This is a genomic window from Pseudomonas sp. LB3P14, assembly GCF_054898045.1.
Genome location: NZ_CM142714.1, coordinates 5,916,708 through 5,936,364, shown reverse-complemented (window position 1 = coordinate 5,936,364; position 19,657 = coordinate 5,916,708). Strand labels below are relative to the sequence as shown.

Sequence of the window (19,657 nt, the reverse complement as noted above, 5' to 3'; positions counted from 1 at the left end):
TTTACTGAATCGAAATTATTTTCAATCAGCCCTATCACTTTTGAATTCTCGTTCGGCACCTAGGCAATTGAGAAACATTTCCATTCAGGAGCCGCCGTATGTCCCGTTCGCTAGACACCTTGTTGCGCCCCAGTTTGCTGGCAGTCGCCATTGCCCTTTGCTTCCCTCTGGCCAGCAGTCAGCTGATCGCCGCTGAACAGGCGTCCAGCGTTCGCGCCTACAACCTGCCGGCCGCGCCATTGGCCAGCACCCTGAACCAGATCGCCAGCCAGGCGGGCCTGGCGCTGTCGTTGAATCCTTCACTGGCGGCGGGCAAGACCTCTGCACCGGTCAAAGGCCAGTTCGACGCAACCGGCGCGCTGCGCGAAGCCTTGCGCGGCACCGGTCTGCAACTGGAACAGAGCAGCGCTGGCACTTACAGCTTGGTGGCCGTGCCCGAAGGTGTGATGGCCCTGCCGGAAACCGCCGTCATTGGCGTAGAAAATACCGAAAGTGCCTGGGGCCCGGTGGAAGGTTATTTGGCCACCCGCACCGCCGCCGGTACCAAGACCGATACCGCGCTGGTCGAAGCACCGCGCTCGATTTCAGTCGCCACCCGCGAGCAAATGGACGACCGCAGCGTGCATAGCCTCGATGACGCGGTGCGTTACATGCCCGGCATCGTCGCCAGCAGCTACGGCAGCGACACCCGTGCCGACTGGTTGCGCGTGCGCGGTTTCGAACCGACTCAATTCCTCGACGGCCTACCGCTACCAAAAGGCGTGTACGCCAACCCGAAACAGGAAACCTGGAACCTGGACCGCCTCGCCCTGCTGCGCGGCCCGGCCTCATCGGTTTACGGCCAGACCCCGCCAGGCGGCTTGCTCGACATGGTCAGCCGTCGCCCCAGCGCTGAGTCGAGCAACGAAATCCAGGTGCAATATGGCAGTGACAACCATCGCCAGATCAACTTCGCCAGCACCGGCAAGATCGACGACGAAGGCCAGTTCCTCTACGGTCTGAGCGGTGTGGTGCGCGACAGCGGCACGCAGATCGACCACGTCGACAACAAGCGCTACAACATCGCGCCGAGCCTGACCTGGAACATCGACGAAGACACCCGGTTCACCCTGCTCACCCAGTTCACCCGCGACGATACCGGCATCACCAGCCAGTTCCTGCCGGTGCAGGGCACCAAAATCCACTCGCCCCTCGGCAAGATCTCCCACCACAAGAATCTGGGCGACCCGGACTGGGAATTCTACGACCGCACCTACTACGCGCTGGGCTACGCCTTTGAACATCGTTTGAACGATGTCTGGCAGTTCAAGCAGAACCTGCGTTACACAAAATCGGACCTGTCCTTCCAGGTCCTCACCCCCGGCGCCTATCCGTTCACCCAGGTCGATGCCGAGGGCAACGTGGGTCGTTCGAGCACCAGTGTCGACGAGGACATCAGCCAGTTCGCCGTGGACAACAACTTCCAGGGCGACTTCGCGACCGGCGACATCCGTCACACCCTGTTGATCGGCCTCGATCACCAGCGCACCAACACCCACTACACCTCGATCTTCGGCGACGGTCTGACCACCAACGTCAACAACCCGATCTATGGCCAGCCCATCGTTCGTCCGCCACGCTCGGCGGCTTTCTACGATTACGACCAGAAGACCTACCAGACCGGTCTTTACGTCCAGGACCAGATGGCCCTCGACCAATGGCGCCTGACGTTGGGGGGTCGTGAAGACTGGGTTCACACCAGCACCAAGTTCTTCAACAAGGGCGATGCCACCAACACCGAACGGGACAAGAACTTCAGCGGCAACGCGGCGATCAGCTACGTGTTCGACTCGGGCTTCGTGCCCTACTTGTCCTACGCCGAGTCGTTCCAACCGACCAGCAACGCCACGGCATCACCGACCGATTCGTTCAAGCCGACTGAAGGCAAGCAGTGGGAACTGGGCATCAAGTACCAACCTCCTGGCAGCAGCACCCTGCTGACCGCTGCGGTCTACGACCTGACCCAGAAAAACGTCTCCGTCACCACGACCAACTCGAACGGCGTTTCGATCACCAGCCAGACCGGTGAAGTGAAAGTCAAAGGTCTGGAACTGGAAGCCGTCTCCGACGTGACCGAGAACCTCAAGGTCATCGCCGCTTACACCCTGGCCAAATCCGAAGTGCAGAAAGGCGATTTCAAAGGCAATCGCCTGCAACTGATGCCCAACCAACAGGCTTCGCTGTGGGCCGACTACACCTGGCACAACGGCGTACTGGATGGTTTCGGCATCGGCACCGGCGCTCGTTACACCGGCAATACCTACGGCGACCAAGGCAATACCTCGCTCGGCAAGGCTGACGCCTACACCGTGTTCGACGCCGCCGTTCATTACGACCTGGGCCGTCTGGATAACAGCCTGAAAGGCGCCTCTCTGGCACTCAACGCCACCAACCTGTTGGACAAGGATTACATCTCCACCTGTGACAGCTTTTATTGCTACTACGGCGACCAACGCAGCGTCGTCGCCAGTGCAACTTACAAGTGGTAATCGCCTGACCTGACACGCCCAAGACCCGAGCCGTCCGAAATGGACGGCTTTGGTATTTCTGAAGGCTATGAAATGAAAAGTAAAACAATCCGCCGCTGCTCCTACGTTCACACCTGGACCAGCCTGATCTGCACGGTCTTTCTGCTGATGCTCGCGCTGACCGGCTTGCCGCTGATCTTCCACCACGAGATCGACCACCTGCTGGGCGATGCCGCTGAATTGAAGCCAATGCCGGCGAACACCCCGCTGCTGAATTTGCAGCAGTTGGTGCAGGCGGCTGAACAGCATCGTCCTGGCGAAGTCATGCAGTATTTCGGCTTTGACGAAGAAGAACCCAACGCCGCGATTGCGATCATGGCGGCCACCGCCGGCACTGAACCGAACTCGTCTCACACCTTCATGCTCGACGCTCGCACCGGTGAAGCGCTGGAGATGCCGTCAGCCAACGGCGGCTTCATGATGATCATGTTGCGCCTGCACGTGGACATGTTCGCCGGCCTGCCGGGCAAGTTGCTGCTGGCGTTCATGGGCATTCTGTTCGTGGTGGCAATTGTTTCCGGGACGGTGCTGTACCTGCCGTTCATGCGCCGTTTGAATTTCGCCACCGTGCGCCAGGACAAATCCACCCGCCTGCGCTGGCTCGATCTGCACAACTTGATCGGCGTGGTGACCTTGACCTGGGCCTTGGTGGTCGGCGTCACCGGCGTCATCAGTGCCTGCGCCGACCTGCTGATCGCTGCGTGGCGCAACGACAGTCTGAGCGCGATGATCGCGCCGTACCGCGACGCGCCGCCCCTGACACAACTGGCGCCCGCGACCCGTTTGCTCGACATCGCCAAGGAAGTCGCACCGGGCATGCAGCCGGACTTTATCGCCTTCCCCGGCACACGATTCTCCAGCGAACACCATTACGCGGTGTTCATGAAAGGCAGCACCCACCTGACCTCGCACCTGCTGACACCGGTGCTGATCGACGCCAACACCCTGCAAGTCACCGCCGTGGCCGAACGGCCGTGGTACATGGACGCCATGGGCATGTCACAACCGCTGCACTTCGGTGATTACGGCGGCATGCCGATGAAGATCCTCTGGGCGACGCTGGATGGGCTGACCATCATTGTCCTGGGCAGCGGGATTTATCTGTGGGTGGTGCGGCGCAAGGCGGCGAAACCGGTGCTGGAAAAAGTGGAGCAAACGGCATGAAGCCGAGGCAGTCGAACTTCTGGAAAGTCTTCGCCACCCCGACGGTGATCGCGCTGCTGAGTGCCGCCGGGTTGTTTGCTGCACTGCTGGGGGATGGCGTTTGGGATGGTTTGAGTTGGCTCGGGTTGGGCATTCCTGCCGTCATCGGCATTCGAGGGCTGGTGCGGCGCCGCTGAGTAGTCTTAGCGGAGCATTTGCCGCACGCCCAACAGAATGATCACGCTGCCACAGACCGAATCGATCCAGCGCTTCTGTTTCCTGTACACGTCGGCGACACGCCGATGCGACAGCGCCAGAGCGACAAAGCCGTACCAGAGCGAGGCAACAATCGCGACAACTGCGAGCATCGCCGCAAAGGTTTCGATGCTGACGTGGGGAGGGGCTGCTGCAGAAAAAATGGCGGCATAGAACGCGATCGATTTCGGGTTGGCAATGTTGGTCGCAACTCCCTGCAGGAACGCTTTGCGGCGTGTCACGGTGAGCGCGCCGGGTGCACTGTTCAGGCCGGCGCCGCGCAACACGATCAGCCGGGCGCCGAACCAGATCAGGTAGGCAGCGCCGAGGAACTTGATGACGACTGCCAACCATGGCAGCAGCGTAAACACCATGCCAATCCCCAGAATCGCGCAGGTCGCCCAAAACAGATTCACCACCACGATGCCGGCGACCAGCATGAACGCTTCGGTGATCGTCGATGACGCCGCTTTGTGCGCTACGGCGACAAAGTTTGGTCCGGGGATGACCACCCCGGCGCAGTACACCGAAAAGACCGCCAGCACCGCTGCCCAATTAACCATAAGTCTCTACCTTGTCCGTGAGTGGATCGTGTCCCGGGCTACCGCCCCGCGACGAGCTTGGCGCTGACGCCATAAATGGCCGTCACTGCCTGCACCTGCAGGCGGATCGAGTCGAGCAAATCAATGTCTTGAGTATCACGCAAAGTGCGAAGCACCATGCTGCTGGCCTGGAAAGCACTTTCGATGATGCGGTGACTGTTGGATCGAGCCATGGCGGGATCCACAGATCCTTCGGCATTGACTGTCAGCATAGTGCGCAATGACATTTCCTGGGTCAGAAGCAGGGCATCGATGCGCGCCAGGCAGCGTTGCAGTGCCGGATCATTGAACTGGCGCGGAGCCTGGCGGGGATCAACGGTGGTGTGGAGCGCCTTGGTCATTGAAAACAATCGGTCAGTCATCCCGCACAACAGCGAAGCAAACCATAGGGTGACGATGACATTGCCCGACTCGCCAGCGCCTAGCGCCCGGACCGGCAAACAGTGCAACGTCGGGACGCCACTCAGGGCAATGCAGGGGCGGTTGATGAATCCGTCGCCGAGGCTCGTTTGCAGGACGCCCGGTGAGCGGTCGGCGATCAAGAAAATCGCCGTCTCGCCAGGCTCGGTTTCAGCGACCAGGATATAGCGGCCAGCCTCGCGTGCATCCTCGATCTGCAATTGCCCGGCATTGATTGCCCAACCCGGATGACCTGATAGCTGGCTGGCCTGCGCCGCCCCGCCACCCGAAATTGCTGACAACAAGGCAGCCTCACCTTCCCACCTGACCTCGGCGCTGTCCGGCTCGCCGGACATGTCTTGTATGCAGCCGAGCAGATGAGCGAGTGCCGAGCCTGTACGCTTGCGCGCCAAGGCCCTGATGCGCAGGCTCGCCTGAGTGACTTCGGGCCAATCGTTGAGGACCGGTAACGGCCTGTCGACGCCACCAGCGACCCGCAAGTGACGCGCCAGGGCGACGTTCGTATCCGCCTGAGTTCGAACCCGGCGCAGGGCAGCGCTATCGAATGCCTCAGACATGGCCTCACGGCTCAAAAAGTAGTTCTTCACTGAACTTGTCGCTCATTCCATTAAAAGTTTGATGCTACGTAAGTGACTGCAGCGAGGCAAAGACGATTAACTTCTTTGCTCATGCATTAACCGCCACTGATCCCGTCGCGCGACGGCTCTGCCTCGGGTCTTCAGGCAAGATGCGTGACGGCCACACCGCGAAAGGCGCCAGCCAGAATGCGCAGGCTCTCGCGGGTATGCGCGTCCATCCACCGGGAGTACATGACCATTTCCACGGTCGGTAGCGGTGGCAGTCCGAACAGCTCGCCGACATCGATCAATCGTGATGCCGCCAACCGCGTCGGCAACGGCGCGACGCCGATACCCGCCGCCGCCGCGTACAACGCCGTGGACACACCGCCGCCGATAAACGCATCGGACCACTGAATACCTTCCTGGGCCAGCAAACGGATCGCGGTGCCGCGTATGCCGCAGGCGTCATCGACGGTCACCAGCGGCATCGGATCACCGCGCGTTCGCATCGACAGATCAGCGAACCAGCCGTAACGATCTTCGAAGAGACTCTCGGCATCTCGCCGATGTCTTTCGTTGCGCACGATGGCGACGTCGACCTCCTCGCGATCGAACTCCGCCAGCAAGTCATGCGACGCCCCGACCCGCACGCTGATGTCTAGCGTTGGATCGTAGGACTTGATTTTCTCCAGCACCCGCGGCAGTTCCGGGCCGGCCACGTCGCGCCAGACTTCCAGCGCCGACTTCAGCGGGCTGGCGGCGACTCCGCGCTGACTCTCGGCCAGATCGTCGGCAATAAAGGCCCGCACCCACTGCGCATACGGGATAGACCCCAGGGCTGGCAATGTCAGCAACAGGTGCTCGAGCGGTTCGAAGCGCCCCCATTGCTGCGCCAGCGCCGTAAACTCCGCGTCCAGCCGATCCTCGTGGAATGCCCGTTGCAGCACGGATGCCTCCACCTGCGGCGAACACGCCAGGTAGTACGCGGCGCGCATCTCGGCTAGGAGCAACGGCAGCAAGTCGGCTTCGAAATCCAGCTGCCGGCCCTCGTGCTGTTCACGCAAAAACTCGATCTGCGCCGGGGTGGCGAACAGCGCCTGATGGCGGACACGATCAGCGCGGGAAAACGGTCGGGCGCGGAACGGCAAGCCGCCACGGCTATACAGAATAAGTTCTGGCTCCTGGCCACTGCTGAGATAACGCAACCCGTCCTCAGTGCGCACAAAACGACCGCCGCGACCTTTGGTGAGCGCCGCCAGCGTGTCCATTGATGCCAGACCAAAGCCCTCGATACCGACGACCGCTCCTGCCCGTATCGCCGCCAGGCTGGACGGCAGCGGGTAAACACTGGCAATCAGCGACGCCTCGTCTGCCGACACTGGCTCGCGCTGCCCGGTGTGGCCAACGGTGACGAACAGCCGGTCGACATCGACCTGAGTCTGCGCACTGCCATACAGTCGGTAACCCCGTGTGCCGTGCAGAGGGAAGACGTCGATGGCTTGCTCTTGCAACAAACGCAGACGCACGTTGAGCGGCAACTGATTGGTGATCGCCGCGTAGGCCCAGTGAAGGTATTCGCCAAGCAAACGGCGTGGCAGGAAGTCTGTCGGCTCGACCGGCCGCCCGGCGTCGGGCGACACCTGGCCATCCTCACTCAGGCGCAATCGACGCTCCACGCACCAAGTGTAAAAGTCCGGTCCGCTGCGACCGGCGGCGCCGATGGCCGCCCGGTCCGGAAACACCGACAGCTGACAGGCAATGGTATTGAGCAGCAGGTAGTCTGGCTGGTCGCTGCGGTGCAAACCACTGCCCGGTCGATCAGGCTCGAAGATGGTCACCTCGATAAGTCGTGGCGCCAGGCGTGGCGCCAGCGCCAGCAATCGCTCCAGAATGCCCAACCCGCGCGAGCCAAGACCGACGATACCGATGCGCAAGGGAATGGCGCCACCGGACGTTGTTTCAGGCGTCACCATCGGCTTGTCTCCGCGAAGAAGCCATCGATGGGCACCACCGTTCCCTGTTTGCGGGCCTGGTCATACACATGTTTACCCAGCGCCAGGTCGAGGATGCCCATTCCGAACGGCGAAAAGATCCGCGCGCGATCATCAGGCAACGTCACTTCGCCGAGGATCAATTGCGCCAGGGTGCCGGTCACGAAGGCGCGATCACCGGACAGTTGTTCGGCAAGGTGTGGTGAGGTAGCGGCCTTGAGACAATGCTCCACGTCGTCGAACACATTGTTCGCCGCCAGAATCGATTCGGGCGCCAGATCGCGCAGGGAAATGTTCAGCACCACTTGCCGCGACTCAAAACGCCAGTGGGCAGGTACATACGGGCTGCCGCCATTGGTGGCGAACACGACGATATCGGCCCGCAGTGCTTCTTCCAGTTCGGTGTCGATGAACGCCGGCAAACCACTGCTGTGCAGGACATGCTCCTGGAAGGCCACGGAGTAATCGCGGAACGTATCGTGGATGCCTACCCGGTCAAAATTCCACTCATCGGCAATAAACGTATCGAAGATATTGCGCGCAATGATCCCTGCACCGATGAAGCTGATGCTGCGGGCGTTGCGCGATTGTCGGTTGCACCAGTAGGCGCCCAATACGGCCGACGCGGCAGTACGCGCAGCGCTGATCAGCGAAGCCTCCAGACAAGCAAAGGGATAACCCGTTTGCTGATCGTTGAGAATCAGTGCCGCCGAAGCGCGTGGAATGCCTTTGGCGATATTCGAGGGGAAACTGGAGATCCATTTGATCCCCGCAACGTTTATGTCCCCCGCCACCGACGCCGGCAAGGCAATGATGCGATTGGCCGGTGCCTGGGGAAACCGCAGGAAGTAACTGTCCGGGTTAATGGTCTGGCCATGATGGTGCGCCAGGTACGCGGCCTCGACGCTGCGCAGGGCTAAACGCGGTTGTTCCTCGAGGATGTTGCGGATGACGCGCCCGGAGACTACGGAAAATTCAAACATAGGCCACCTCCAGAGCTTCGGGATTGCTCGAAGGGAGGAAGGTCGCGCCAGTGGCCAGCAATGAACCGCTCAATGGCCGGGTGCCAAACCGTTCTTTGACCCAGGCATCGTCGTAGACGCTGTCCAGATAACGCTCGCCCATGTCCGGAGAAATCGCGACGATGACCGCATTCGCCTGTAATTGCTGACGGCACGCATAAACCGCCGCCAGGACGGTACCGGTGGAACCTCCTGCCAGCACTCCATTGGTTCGCGCCAGATAACGGCACATGGCGACGGTGTCCGCTTCGGAAACCATCTGGAAAGCGTCGATACCTTCTTTACTGAAGATCTCCGGCCGACGACTGGTGCCCAGCCCCGGTATATGGCGTTTGCCCGGTTCGCCGCCAAACGTCACGGAGCCGACGCTGTCGACCGCGACAATTCGGGTCGTGGGACGGTTAGCGCGGAAATATTGAACACACCCCATCAAGGTGCCGGTGGTGCCGGCGCCCACGAACAGGTAATCGATATGCTCGAATTGCTCGGCGATCGATCGGGCGGTGGTGTGAGCGTGCGCGCGTGGATTTTCCGGGTTGGCGTACTGATTGAGCCAGAGGTAGCGCGCGTCCTTGCTCGATAGATCCTTGATGTATTGAATCCGCGACCCGAGGAAACCTCCGTTCTCATCGCGGGTGTCGATGACAACAACCTCGGCACCATAGGCCTTCATCAGCTTGATGTTCTGTGCGGTGGTGTTCGGGTCGACCACGCAGCGGAAGCGGTAGCCGCGCTGTGCGCAAATCAGACTCAGGGCGACCCCGAGACTCCCGGAGGAAGACTCGATCAATACACTGTCGTGGGCAATGCCGCCTCTTCGTTCCTGATCGGCAATCAGCCACTGAGCGGTTTTCATCTTGACCGAGCCCGCCGGGTTCAACCCTTCGAGCTTCAGATGCAGAGAACTGAAGTGCAGATTCTTGAGCGTGACAAAATTCTTGTCGTTGATGACATCAGCAATGGTGCCCATAAAGAAAGTCCCTTTTACCGGCAGATTTAAGTTGAGCGCGCTGCATGCGTCGTTCAAAAGTAAACACACCGGTCCAAGGCAACAATGCGCCTGGAGGAAGAACTGGATTGCCGTTGCGGAAGAACTGGCCTGCGCAACGACAACCCGTGACGTCGCGTTGCAAAGATTGGAGGTCAGTCGTTGCTTCGACGCGCGGGTCGATGACGGCCAGGACGGGCGCGCGCTGGCCCGAATCGCGGCTTTAGCGGATCTAACGAAAACAACCCGTGAATCAGCGTCGCCAACACCTCGCCCTCCCGCTGATCCTCACGCAACCCCAACGACCGGCTCATTCCACCACCCCAATATCAAACGCCAACGGCTTGGCCGACTTCTGCCCAATCCCATACCAGTCCAGCTTGCGGGTCAGCACCATAAACACGCCCAACAACCCGAACAACAGCAGCGAACCCATCAGCAACGCGTAATCCTCTGCACTGAGCAAGCCATAGAGCAAGCCATACAACGCCGCCAATCCCGCCGAAAAACTCAAGCCGTGGCGCACGCTGCGCAACACATGGCAGACATAAAAACCGATCAACAACACACAGCCGCTGGCCGACAACAGGTACGCCAGGGAAAACCCGATGTGCTCGGACAGCGACAGCAACAACAGATAGAAAAACGCCAGGGCCACGCCCACCAGAGCGTATTGCACCGGGTGTACCGCCAGGCTTTTCAGCACTTCGAAGAGAAAGAAACTGGCGAAGGTCAGGACGATAAACAGCAACGCATATTTGATGGCCCGATCGCTTTTCAGGTACTGATCCACCGGGTCGATGAAGCTCACGCCGAAACTACGGCCGGTGTAGGCTTCGCAACCGCCGCCAGACACGCAGCTGCTCAAGGCCTCTTGCAGGTTGGTCGAGAAAAACGAGGTCTGCCAATGGGCGGTGAAGCCCTGATCGCTCACTTCACGCTGGGCCGGCAGGTAATTGCCGATGAAACTCGGATGCGGCCAATTGGCGGCCAGCGAAACCTTGCTGGTCTTGCCCACCGGCAGGATCTGTAACTGACCAGTGCCTTGCAAACGCAGGTCAAAACCGAAGGCCAGTTCCGTGGCTTGTTTCGTGTCGAGCGCCGGCAAGGTTACATGCACGCCCTCCCCCAACCAGCCCACCTGGCTACCGGGGACGAAGTCGAGTTTCTGGCCATTGAGCTCGAGCTTCAGGGCATTTTCGATGCCACGAATATCGCTGATCCCGACCGCCAAAAACGGCTGGTCGAACTGGTAATCGACGAAGTCGTCCTTGATACCCAATTGAGCCGGTACCGAGAAATGCCCGCTAATGCGGTTGTCCGCATGAAACAGCCGTGCCTCATAAATGCCCCGAGAACGCAGTTCAGTCTGGACGTCGCCGTCGAGTTCGAAGCGCTCCGGGAGGAAATACAAACGGCCGCGTTCTTCACCCACGTCCTGATAACGCTCGTTGGTTTTCTCGTTGAGCTTCCAGGTGCGCACCACTTTGCGATACGGCACCACCATCAATGGCCCGCTCAGTTGCTGGCTGTAGCTGGAGCTGCGGGCGATGTCTTCGATGACGCCGTCGCGCAGTTGCTGACGGTCCTGGATGATGCCGTTGATCATCAGCAACGGGATGAGCAATAGCAGAATCAGAAGGGCAATTGCCCCGAGTTTAATGGTCAGGCTGCGGTTCATGGGACTCTCCCTGTTTGGATGGGGAGAGTCTGGGATGGGTGTGTGGGGAATTTATGGGAGAACTGTGGAGAGTGTGTGGAGACTGACGCTAAGGCAGGTGCAATACGACTCTTGATCGTTCCCACGCTCTGCGTGGGAATGCCTCAATGGACGCTCTGCGTCCGCTCTTGGGACGCGGAGCGTCCCGGGCTGCATTCCCACGCAGAGCGTGGGAACGATCACACGGGGAAGCGCAAACCCACTTCAACGCCACCATCGACATTCCCGATGCTCATCACCCCACCATGCAGCTTCACCACCTCCTCAACAAAGTTAAGCCCCAACCCCGTGCTTTTGCGCCCGCTGTCCGGTCGTGGCAGCGAGTAAAACCGCTCACTCAACCTCGGCAGCGCATAGTCGGGAATCGCCTCAGCCTGGTTGAAAAACCTGAACTCGATCTGCTCCCCAATACGCTCAGCGCTGAATCGCAGCAAGCCCTGAGCCGGGGTGAAATCCAAAGCATTCTCCAGCAGATTCCCCAGAGCCTGACGCAACAGAAACGGTTCGCCGAGCAGGTTCAAATCTGCCGTAATCCGTTGTTCTATGCGCAACTGTTTGCCTTCGATGCGCGCCGCCTGGGCGTTTAGTAATTCATCTATCAACTTCGCCAGCGGTACCGTCACCCGCTCCTCCAGCCCTTGACGCTGTTCAACTTGAGCCAGGTTCAACAGCCGTTCGATCAACTGCTGCATCCGTACACTTTCGCTGTCGATGTTGCTGACAAAACGCTGTTGCTGAGCCAGCGGCATCTCGCCTTGCAGCAATTCCGCCGCGCCGCGAATCGCCGCCAGCGGGCTTTTCAGTTCGTGGGTCAATGTATGCACGTAACGCTCGACGTAGGCTTTGCCTTCGAGTTGCGTACGCATCTGCTCCACCGCTGTCGCCAGTTGTTCCAGTTCGCCGCCACGATAGTGCGGAACCTCGACCCTGCGGCCCTCACTCACCGCTTCGGCGTACACCGTCAACCGCCGTAATGCAGCGCTCAGCCACCAGGACAACAACGCGCCGAACAGCAGACCAAGGCCGATCAACCCGGCGCCGTAGGCAAGCAATCGCCGCTCAGTGCGATCAACGTAAGGCTGCAACGAGCTGTTGGGTTTGGCGACGGTGACCACGCCGATGATCTGGCCGTTGTCGCGAATCGGGGCGCCGACGTGCATCACCGAGGAGTTCGGATCGTTCGGATCGCTGCGGCTGGAACGCGCACCGTATTCGCCACGCAGGGTGAGTAAAACGTCGTTCCAGCGCGAGTAGTCCTGGCCCACCGCGACGCCACTGGAATCCAGAACGACAATGCCCTTGGCATCGGTGACGTAGATGCGGTGGTTGACCTGGTTCTTCGGCAATCCCCAGATGCTCGCCTTCGGTTGCCGTTCGCCATAAGCCTTGAGCAGTTCGGGCCAGCGGTTCTGATTCAGGGTGCCGGCCTTGAAGTCGTCGCGCAGGATTTCGGCCATCAGGTTGGCGGTGTCGACCAGCGTTTCTTCGGTGGACTGGCGCACGCCGGGACGGATTTCTTCCATCACGGTGTTCAGCACAAAGTAGCCGGTCAGGCCGATAAACAGCACGTAGACCAGAAAAATCCGGATCCCCAGAGGCATCAGCTACGCCCCGGGCTGTAGCTGTAACCGAGGCCGCGATGGGTCTGGATCGGTTCTGCGTCGACTTTCACCAGGCGCAGTTTGGCGCGCACGCTCTTGATGTGGCTGTCGATACTGCGTTCGTAACCGGCATCAGCGGCGACACCCAGCGCATCGAGCAATTGCTCGCGGCTGAAGACGCGTTCGGGTTGGTCCAACAGGCATTGCAGCAGGCGGAACTCATGGCGGGTCAGGGTTAGAGGCTGACCGCGATAGCTGATCTGCACTCGCTCGCTGTCAATGCGAAACACCGCCGATGACACCTCGGCGGTCGCTCGCGGCGCCATGCGTTTGAGAATCGCCCGGACCCGCGCCGCCACCTCCCGCGGGCTGAACGGCTTGACCACATAATCGTCGGCACCGATTTCCAGGCCCACAACGCGATCGATTTCAGCATCACGGGCGCTGAGGAAAATCACCGGCACTTCGCTGAAACGCCGCAATTGCTTGCAGGTCTCAAAGCCGCTGATGTCCGGCAGACCAATGTCGAGAATGATCAGGTCGGCCGGGGTCTGGCGCTGATGCTCCAGCGCCGCCGCGCCAAGGCTCAACCAGGTGGTGGTGAAGCCCTCGCCCTGCAACGCGAAAGTCAGGGTGTCGGCAATCGCCACTTCGTCTTCGACAATCAGGATATGGGGCATGGCGTCCGAGCCCGGCAGTTAAGTGGGCGAACGGTGCCCCAAGGCTCACGTCACGTCAATGAGACCACTTGAAATCAGCAGTCGGGTTTATCCGCCGTAAAGCGCCGTGCCGGGTTCACCGCCGCGCCGAATTCGCGCAAGGCTTTGGCACCGATCAACAAAGGGTAGTTGAAGCTGCTGCGGTCGGTGAGGTTGACCTCCACGGTGCGCTTGACGTTGCCCAGGCACAGTTCCAGATCGACCACCGGACGCTTGGTGGGTTCGACCGCTTCGTTGTCATCCTCGTCTTCTTCGGAGCGGGTCTTGATCTTGCTGATCCGCGCGACCTTGTGTTCGTAGACCTTGTTGCTCGCGCCTTTGGTGCCGAGGCGAAAGCGCACCCACTCGTCGCCATCGCGGGTGAAGGTTTCGATGTCTTTGGCCGACAGCGACGCCGTCAGGGCACCGGTGTCCATTTTGGCCTTGAGGACTTCGCCGCCGATTTCCGGCAGCGCGATGTATTCGTAGCGCCCGTACAGCGTCGGCTCAGCGGCCAGGACCGGCAGGGCCACGAGGGAAAGCAGTGCAAGGAGAGATTTCACGTATTGGGCTTCCTTGAGAAGTGGACCGCGGGATTTTAGACCCTTATCGAGTAGATCGTTCCCACGCTCTGCGTGGGAATGCAGCCAGGGACGCTCCGCGTCCCAAAGCGGACGCAGAGCGTCCATTGAGGCATTCCCACGCAGAGCGTGGGAACGATCGGTGTAGGAAGGTTAACGGTTCAAAAGTGAAACATTCGTCGTACCGAATTGGCCTTCGCCTGAAGTTGCCTGTCATGGCGCGACCAAATGCATTCGACGCGTTGCGCGCCGAATGCCGCTGAATCAACTACCGGTGCCTGCGCCCCAGATCCCGCCCAGGTTTTCCAGCAATGAACCGCCGACGCCCTGTTGACCGAGGTATTGCAGAAGCACCGGGGCAAACTGGCCGATCATGCCGCTGTCCATGCCCAATGCGCTGAAAGCGTTATTCAGATCGTTGGTGTTCTTCACGTTGCCCAAGGCGTTATCCAGACCTGCCGCTTTACCGGACGAGCCGAGCAAGCCGCTGAGGGCGCCCAGCTCACCACCGCCGGACAATTTGTCGATCCCCGGTACGCTTTTGGCCAACGCTGAGTAGTCGGTCGAACTCAATTGATTCTTCGCCAGGCCGAGCATCGCCCCGGTGCCGCCAACGGCTTGTTGTGGCGTCACGTTCAATTGGCTGAGCGCACTCAGCAGACCGGCCGTCTGCGAGGTCGGCGCGGCGGCGGCGTTATCGCCCTTCATGCCGGAGATGGCATTGGCCGCATCGTTCAGGTTGAACTGAGCAAAGACCGGGCTGGCCGCCAGACTCATCAGGGAAGCCAGTGCAAAACCGCGTGAAATCTTCATCCAGACATCCTCTTGTGCCATGAAAACCGCCCGGCAATGGGCGGCGAAAAACTGCGCGTTGGACTGGCATATCAGGGGATCGTTCCCAGGCCCTGCGGGATCACACTCGTCAAAAAAAGATTTTCCCGGCGCTGCATCCAGTCTGGCCCCGCCCGCGTATATCAAGCACGGACAGACATTCCTGGCCGATTCCCTCCACGAGGATCATCACCATGAAACGCACTTCGATCAAAACGCCGTTGATTGTCAGCCTGCTGACCCTGGCCTTGGGCGGCGGGTTCGCCCTGAACACCGTGCAAGCGGCAGACACGAGCCATGCTGTCATCGTCGGCGGCCAGAGCATGATGCCGAGCAAAGACATCATCGATAACGCCGTGAACTCCGCCGACCACACCACCCTGGTCGCCGCCGTGAAAGCCGCAGGCCTGGTGGATACCCTCAAGGGCAAAGGCCCGTTCACCGTGTTCGCCCCGGTCAACTCAGCCTTCGCCGCCCTGCCCGCCGGCACTGTCGACACCCTGCTCAAACCCGCCAACAAGGCGACCCTGACTCACGTCCTCACCTACCACGTCGTCGCCGGGAAACTCGACATGATCACCCTGGCCGAGAAGATCAAGGCCGGTGGTGGCAAGGCCGAACTGACCACCGTCGCGGGCGGCAAGCTGTGGGTGATGATGAACGGCCCGCACAACATCACGATCAAGGATGAAAAAGGTGATACCGCCGACATCACCACCTATGACGTGTACCAGTCCAACGGCGTGATTCAGGTCATCGACAAAGTGCTGATGCCAAAAAGCTAAGGGCTGCCGCCGACCCCGGCCATCGGGGTCGGCGGTTTTCCGAGGTGGCCACCCGTGAATGGAACATCCGCGCACCGTGAACTAACCTCTGCCTGCAACCGGCACCTCACGCAGCCCACCTCGATTGCCTGGAGAACTGCCATTCCCACCGTCGATGCCGATCAGCTCAGGCAGCTTCTGGCCCAGTGTTCACTGGGCGACCGCCGCGCTTTCGAGACGCTTTACCGCAGCGTCGGCCCTCGGCTGCATGGCGTAGCGCTGCGTTTCATGGGGCGACCGGATCTGGCTGAAGAAGTGCTGCAGGAAAGCTTCGTGCGCATCTGGAACAACGCCTCGCGCTATGAGGCGCATCTGTCGGCACCGCTGACCTGGATGATCAACATCACCCGTCATCAGGCCATCGATCAGTTGCGCAAGCACCGCGACCGTCCGTTGACCGACCTTGAAGAACAGGCGCTGGAGGATGAAAGTCCTTCGGCCCACGAACAGCTCAGCAGTGCCCGTGAGGCCAGCGCCTTGAGCCGGTGCCTGGAAAGCCTGGAAGGCATGCAGCGTCAATCGATCACTGTGGCTTATTTTCAGGGGTTGTCGTGTTCCGAACTGGCCGAACATTTGGCTGCGCCGCTGGGTTCGGTGAAATCCTGGATCCGCCGCGGTATGGAGCGACTGCGCAGGTGCCTTGAATCATGAACTATCAAACCCCGACACTGCGCCGCGCCCTCGCCGCCGATTACGCCATTGGCTTGATGCCTTCTGCCGCTCGTCGGCGTTTCGAACAGTTGTTGCTGGAAGACGCGGCGCTTCGCGCGGAGTTGGCTCAATGGCAAGAAAGCCTCGCGAGCCTGACCGAGGCCCTGCCGGAGCAACCGGTGCCAGAGCATGTGTGGCAAGGCATCACCGCGCGGATCGAACCGCAGCATCTGCATGTGCCAGAGAAGCGTTCATTCTGGAACTGGATGCGGGTGACGGCGGCGGTGTGTTCGCTGGTGGTGGTCGTGTTCCTGAGCGTGCTCTACAACCGCGACAGTGCACGATACAGCGCCACGCTGCTGACGGCCGACGCGCAGCCTGCGCTGAAGGTTGAAGCGCATGAGGATTATTTGAAAGTCGAGCCGTTGACTCTGGCAGCGGTTGATCCGGGCCGTAGTCTGGAGTTGTGGGCGATTCCGGCGGATGGCAAGCCGATTTCACTTGGTGTGATTCCGGTGGGCGGCAAGGGGCGCGTAGAGTTGAGCGATGCGCAGAAGACGTTGATCGGCAAGCCGATTGCGTTGGCGGTGAGTCTTGAGCCGAAGGGTGGTTCGCCGACGGGGCAACCGACAGGACCGGTGTTGTATCAAGGGGCGTTGGCGGCGTTGTAAACCACCCCTCACCCTAGCCCTCTCCCAGAGGTAGAGGGGACTGACCGAGTTGTTCTTAGAGCTACATCGACCTGAAATTTCTGAGTCGAACTCAGGTTTGAAAAGCATAGAGATCGGCTCCCTTTCCCCCTCTCCCCGCTGGGGAGAGGGTTGGGGTGAGGGGTGGATTTCGAATACGACAAACCTCTCGATCTGCCAACATCAAAAACACAAAAAAGGCGACCCGAAGGTCGCCTTTGTTTTGCGTGAAGCCTTACGCCGCGCTGAACAACTTGTGCGGATCAATCACAAACTTCTTCGGCACGCCCGCATCGAACTCGCCATAACCACGTGGCGCGTCATCCAGGCTGATGACTTCCACACCCACGATGTCGGCAATGTGAATGCGGTCCCACATGATCGCCTGCATCAGCTGGCGGTTGTACTTCATCACTGGCGTCTGGCCGGTGTGGAAGCTGTGGGATTTGGCCCAGCCCAGACCGAAGCGGATGCTCAGGCTGCCCATTTTTGCGGCGGCATCGACTGCACCTGGATCTTCGGTCACGTACAGGCCCGGGATACCGATTTTGCCAGCCACACGCACCACGCCCATCAGCGAGTTGAGCACAGTGGCCGGAGCCTCGTGCTTCACGCCGTCATGGCCGTGACCGCGCGCTTCGAAGCCTACGGCGTCGACGGCGCAATCCACTTCAGGCTCGCCCAGCAGTGCAGCGATCTGTTCGTGCAGCGGGGTATCCAGGGACAGGTCGGCGATTTCGAAACCCTGAGCCTTGGCGTGTGCCAGGCGGACGGTGTTGACGTCACCGATGATCACCACTGCCGCGCCCAACAGGCGAGCGGAGGCGGCGGCCGCCAGACCGACCGGGCCGGCACCGGCAATGTACACGGTGCTGCCTGGGCCAACGCCGGCCGTCACTGCGCCGTGGTAACCGGTCGGCAGGATGTCGGAGAGGCAGGTCAGGTCACGGATTTTTTCCATGGCCTTATCACGGTCAGGGAGTTTCAGCAGGTTGAAGTCGGCATACGGCACCAAGGCGTATTCAGCCTGGCCACCGGTCCAGTCGCCCATGTCGACATAACCGTAAGCACCGCCCGGACGCGCCGGGTTAACGCTCAGGCAAACACCGGTGTGCATTTCCTTGCAGGAACGGCAGCGCCCGCAAGCGACGTTGAACGGCACCGACACCAGGTCGCCGATCTGCAGGTTTTCGACGTCGCGGCCCTTCTCGATCACTTCACCGGTGATCTCGTGGCCCAGTACCAGGCCGGTTTGAGCAGTAGTACGGCCACGCACCATGTGCTGATCCGAACCACAGATGTTGGTAGAAACTACGCGCAGGATGACAGCGTGTTCGATCTTCCTGCCGCGCGGGTCCTGCATTTTGGGATAGTCGATTTTCTGTACTTCGACTTGGCCATGGCCGAGATACACGACACCACGATTACCAGACATGCTTTCACCTCGCTGTTGTTTTTATGTAGCGGTCGCGTCGCCATGGATCGGCGGCGCGTTGATTGCTCGGGTTGTTGCCTGTGTGTTTTTGCGTTGTTTGTTATACCGCCATCGCGAGCAGGCTCACTCCCACAGTTGAACTTTGGTGTGACCGAGATCTGTGGGCAGACACAAATCCCCCTGTGGGAGTGAGCCTGCTCGCGATAGCGATCTAAAGAACGACGGTGCGATTGGCGTTGAGGAAAACCCGTCGTTCAATGTGATACCCAACCGCCCGGGCCAACGTCAGCCCTTCGATATCACGCCCCTTGGCGATCAAGTCTTCGGGGTAATGACTGTGGTCCACGGCCTCTACGCCCTGGGCGATGATCGGGCCTTCGTCCAGGTCGTTGTTGATGTAATGCGCCGTCGCGCCGACCAGTTTCACGCCCTTGTTGTAGGCCTGGTGATAGGGCTTGGCGCCCTTGAAACCCGGCAGCAGGGAGTGATGGATGTTGATCGCCTTGCCGTCGAGTTTGCGGCACAGCTCTGGCGAGAGGACTTGCATGTAACGGGCAAGGATCACCAGTTCGGCGCCGGACTCTTCAATCACCTGCCAGACCTGACGCTCCTGCGTCGGTTTGTCGTTCGGGTCCAGCGGGAAGTGGTAGTACGGAATCTGGTGCCAGTCCGCCAACGGTTTGAGGTCCGGGTGGTTGGAAACCACGGCGGCCACGTCCATCGACAACTGGCCGATGCGCTGGCGGTAGAGCAAATCGTTGAGGCAGTGATCGGCCTTGGAAACCATGATCACCACTTTTGGCCGGTAGTTCGGCGCCGTGAGCTCGAAGATCATGCCGAAGGCTTGGCCGCGCTCTTCCAGGCCTGCGCGGAAGGCTTGTTCGTCGAAGCCATCAGGCTGGCGGAATTCCACACGAATGAAGAAACGGCCCGAGAGCCGGTCATCGAAGGAATGGTGCTCGGTGACGTAGCAGCCCTGCTCGAACAAAAAGCGGGTCACCGCGTCCACGGTGCCGAGAACGCTTGGGCAGTCGGCGGTCAGAATCCATGTGTCTGGGGCGCGGCTCATAGTGCGGTGA

18 protein-coding genes are annotated in these 19,657 nt (G+C 60.4%); 6 read left to right on the top strand and 12 right to left on the bottom strand.

What is annotated here, in order from left to right; translation table 11 throughout:
- Window positions 1-98: 98 nt before the first annotated feature.
- The 3 genes from ACYZT5_RS27135 (at window position 99) to ACYZT5_RS27125 (ending at window position 3,907) form a co-directional block, all read left to right on the top strand.
- The gene (locus ACYZT5_RS27135) at window positions 99-2,528 is read left to right on the top strand and encodes a TonB-dependent siderophore receptor (RefSeq protein ID WP_462048174.1); all 2,430 of its coding nucleotides are present in this window, start codon (window positions 99-101) and stop codon (window positions 2,526-2,528) included.
- Between the two features lie 72 nt (window positions 2,529-2,600).
- On the top strand, window positions 2,601-3,731 hold the full coding sequence (locus tag ACYZT5_RS27130; RefSeq protein WP_462048173.1) for a PepSY-associated TM helix domain-containing protein: 1,131 nt from the start codon (window positions 2,601-2,603) through the stop codon (window positions 3,729-3,731).
- Complete coding sequence (locus tag ACYZT5_RS27125) at window positions 3,728-3,907, top strand: hypothetical protein (RefSeq protein WP_462048172.1); 180 nt, start codon at window positions 3,728-3,730, stop codon at window positions 3,905-3,907. Before ACYZT5_RS27130 ends, ACYZT5_RS27125 begins: the two co-directional genes overlap by 4 nt.
- Before the next feature lie 6 nt (window positions 3,908-3,913).
- On the opposite strand, the gene ACYZT5_RS27120 is transcribed toward ACYZT5_RS27125, so the two are convergent.
- The 10 genes from ACYZT5_RS27120 to ACYZT5_RS27075 form a co-directional block, all read right to left on the bottom strand.
- A complete protein-coding gene (locus tag ACYZT5_RS27120; protein ID WP_462048171.1) occupies window positions 3,914-4,528 on the bottom strand; it encodes a LysE family transporter in 615 nt (204 codons plus the stop codon).
- A gap of 38 nt (window positions 4,529-4,566) precedes the next feature.
- A complete protein-coding gene (locus ACYZT5_RS27115) occupies window positions 4,567-5,544 on the bottom strand; it encodes a hypothetical protein (RefSeq protein ID WP_462048170.1) in 978 nt (325 codons plus the stop codon).
- A 161-nt stretch (window positions 5,545-5,705) separates the two neighbouring features.
- A complete protein-coding gene (locus ACYZT5_RS27110) occupies window positions 5,706-7,520 on the bottom strand; it encodes an FAD/NAD(P)-binding protein (protein ID WP_462048169.1) in 1,815 nt (604 codons plus the stop codon).
- Entirely contained in the window at window positions 7,514-8,521 is a 1,008-nt protein-coding gene (gene sbnB / locus ACYZT5_RS27105) for a 2,3-diaminopropionate biosynthesis protein SbnB (RefSeq protein WP_462048168.1), read from the bottom strand. Before sbnB ends, ACYZT5_RS27110 begins: the two co-directional genes overlap by 7 nt.
- Window positions 8,514-9,530 (bottom strand): 2,3-diaminopropionate biosynthesis protein SbnA, encoded by a 1,017-nt coding sequence (gene sbnA / locus ACYZT5_RS27100; RefSeq protein ID WP_462048167.1) that lies wholly within the window; start codon window positions 9,528-9,530, stop codon window positions 8,514-8,516. Before sbnA ends, sbnB begins: the two co-directional genes overlap by 8 nt.
- Before the next feature lie 328 nt (window positions 9,531-9,858).
- Window positions 9,859-11,229, bottom strand: a complete 1,371-nt coding sequence (creD, locus tag ACYZT5_RS27095) for a cell envelope integrity protein CreD (protein WP_462048166.1) — start codon at window positions 11,227-11,229, stop codon at window positions 9,859-9,861.
- Window positions 11,230-11,447: 218 nt separating this feature from the next.
- Window positions 11,448-12,869 (bottom strand): two-component system sensor histidine kinase CreC, encoded by a 1,422-nt coding sequence (gene creC / locus ACYZT5_RS27090; RefSeq protein ID WP_462048165.1) that lies wholly within the window; start codon window positions 12,867-12,869, stop codon window positions 11,448-11,450.
- Complete coding sequence (gene creB, locus ACYZT5_RS27085) at window positions 12,869-13,549, bottom strand: two-component system response regulator CreB (protein ID WP_462048164.1); 681 nt, start codon at window positions 13,547-13,549, stop codon at window positions 12,869-12,871. Before creB ends, creC begins: the two co-directional genes overlap by 1 nt.
- A 74-nt stretch (window positions 13,550-13,623) precedes the next feature.
- Window positions 13,624-14,130: a retropepsin-like aspartic peptidase RloA2 gene (gene rloA2, locus ACYZT5_RS27080; RefSeq protein ID WP_462048163.1), complete on the bottom strand. Its 507-nt coding sequence runs from the start codon at window positions 14,128-14,130 to the stop codon at window positions 13,624-13,626.
- Between the two features lie 282 nt (window positions 14,131-14,412).
- The gene (locus tag ACYZT5_RS27075; protein WP_462048162.1) at window positions 14,413-14,961 is read right to left on the bottom strand and encodes a DUF2780 domain-containing protein; all 549 of its coding nucleotides are present in this window, start codon (window positions 14,959-14,961) and stop codon (window positions 14,413-14,415) included.
- Window positions 14,962-15,173: 212 nt separating this feature from the next.
- Between ACYZT5_RS27075 and ACYZT5_RS27070 the strand changes: the two genes are divergently transcribed.
- From ACYZT5_RS27070 to ACYZT5_RS27060, 3 genes are read left to right on the top strand one after another with little or no spacing between them, the layout of a single operon-like run.
- On the top strand, window positions 15,174-15,764 hold the full coding sequence (locus ACYZT5_RS27070) for a fasciclin domain-containing protein (RefSeq protein WP_462048161.1): 591 nt from the start codon (window positions 15,174-15,176) through the stop codon (window positions 15,762-15,764).
- Window positions 15,765-15,818: 54 nt separating this feature from the next.
- On the top strand, window positions 15,819-16,454 hold the full coding sequence (locus ACYZT5_RS27065) for an RNA polymerase sigma factor (protein ID WP_462048160.1): 636 nt from the start codon (window positions 15,819-15,821) through the stop codon (window positions 16,452-16,454).
- Window positions 16,451-17,125, top strand: coding sequence for an anti-sigma factor (locus tag ACYZT5_RS27060; protein WP_462048159.1), 675 nt, complete (start codon window positions 16,451-16,453; stop codon window positions 17,123-17,125). Before ACYZT5_RS27065 ends, ACYZT5_RS27060 begins: the two co-directional genes overlap by 4 nt.
- Before the next feature lie 253 nt (window positions 17,126-17,378).
- Here the strand turns inward: ACYZT5_RS27060 and fdhA are convergent, their stop codons facing one another.
- Window positions 17,379-18,578: a formaldehyde dehydrogenase, glutathione-independent gene (gene fdhA / locus ACYZT5_RS27055; RefSeq protein WP_462048158.1), complete on the bottom strand. Its 1,200-nt coding sequence runs from the start codon at window positions 18,576-18,578 to the stop codon at window positions 17,379-17,381.
- A gap of 211 nt (window positions 18,579-18,789) precedes the next feature.
- On the bottom strand, window positions 18,790-19,647 hold the full coding sequence (purU, locus tag ACYZT5_RS27050) for a formyltetrahydrofolate deformylase (RefSeq protein ID WP_462048157.1): 858 nt from the start codon (window positions 19,645-19,647) through the stop codon (window positions 18,790-18,792).
- Window positions 19,648-19,657: the final 10 nt, after the last annotated feature.

What these genes read in the sequence shown, in the direction of transcription:
- creD (WP_462048166.1), bottom strand. Translation starts at nt 11,229, where the DNA reads ATGAACCGCAGCCTGACCATTAAACTCGGGGCAATTGCCCTTCTGATT.
- fdhA (WP_462048158.1), bottom strand. Translation starts at nt 18,578, where the DNA reads ATGTCTGGTAATCGTGGTGTCGTGTATCTCGGCCATGGCCAAGTCGAA.
- purU (WP_462048157.1), bottom strand. Translation starts at nt 19,647, where the DNA reads ATGAGCCGCGCCCCAGACACATGGATTCTGACCGCCGACTGCCCAAGC.
- ACYZT5_RS27125 (WP_462048172.1), top strand. Translation starts at nt 3,728, where the DNA reads ATGAAGCCGAGGCAGTCGAACTTCTGGAAAGTCTTCGCCACCCCGACG.
- ACYZT5_RS27060 (WP_462048159.1), top strand. Translation starts at nt 16,451, where the DNA reads ATGAACTATCAAACCCCGACACTGCGCCGCGCCCTCGCCGCCGATTAC.
- ACYZT5_RS27120 (WP_462048171.1), bottom strand. Translation starts at nt 4,528, where the DNA reads ATGGTTAATTGGGCAGCGGTGCTGGCGGTCTTTTCGGTGTACTGCGCC.
- ACYZT5_RS27115 (WP_462048170.1), bottom strand. Translation starts at nt 5,544, where the DNA reads ATGTCTGAGGCATTCGATAGCGCTGCCCTGCGCCGGGTTCGAACTCAG.
- creC (WP_462048165.1), bottom strand. Translation starts at nt 12,869, where the DNA reads ATGCCTCTGGGGATCCGGATTTTTCTGGTCTACGTGCTGTTTATCGGC.
- ACYZT5_RS27135 (WP_462048174.1), top strand. Translation starts at nt 99, where the DNA reads ATGTCCCGTTCGCTAGACACCTTGTTGCGCCCCAGTTTGCTGGCAGTC.
- ACYZT5_RS27130 (WP_462048173.1), top strand. Translation starts at nt 2,601, where the DNA reads ATGAAAAGTAAAACAATCCGCCGCTGCTCCTACGTTCACACCTGGACC.
- ACYZT5_RS27075 (WP_462048162.1), bottom strand. Translation starts at nt 14,961, where the DNA reads ATGAAGATTTCACGCGGTTTTGCACTGGCTTCCCTGATGAGTCTGGCG.
- sbnA (WP_462048167.1), bottom strand. Translation starts at nt 9,530, where the DNA reads ATGGGCACCATTGCTGATGTCATCAACGACAAGAATTTTGTCACGCTC.
- ACYZT5_RS27070 (WP_462048161.1), top strand. Translation starts at nt 15,174, where the DNA reads ATGAAACGCACTTCGATCAAAACGCCGTTGATTGTCAGCCTGCTGACC.
- creB (WP_462048164.1), bottom strand. Translation starts at nt 13,549, where the DNA reads ATGCCCCATATCCTGATTGTCGAAGACGAAGTGGCGATTGCCGACACC.
- ACYZT5_RS27110 (WP_462048169.1), bottom strand. Translation starts at nt 7,520, where the DNA reads ATGGTGACGCCTGAAACAACGTCCGGTGGCGCCATTCCCTTGCGCATC.
- sbnB (WP_462048168.1), bottom strand. Translation starts at nt 8,521, where the DNA reads ATGTTTGAATTTTCCGTAGTCTCCGGGCGCGTCATCCGCAACATCCTC.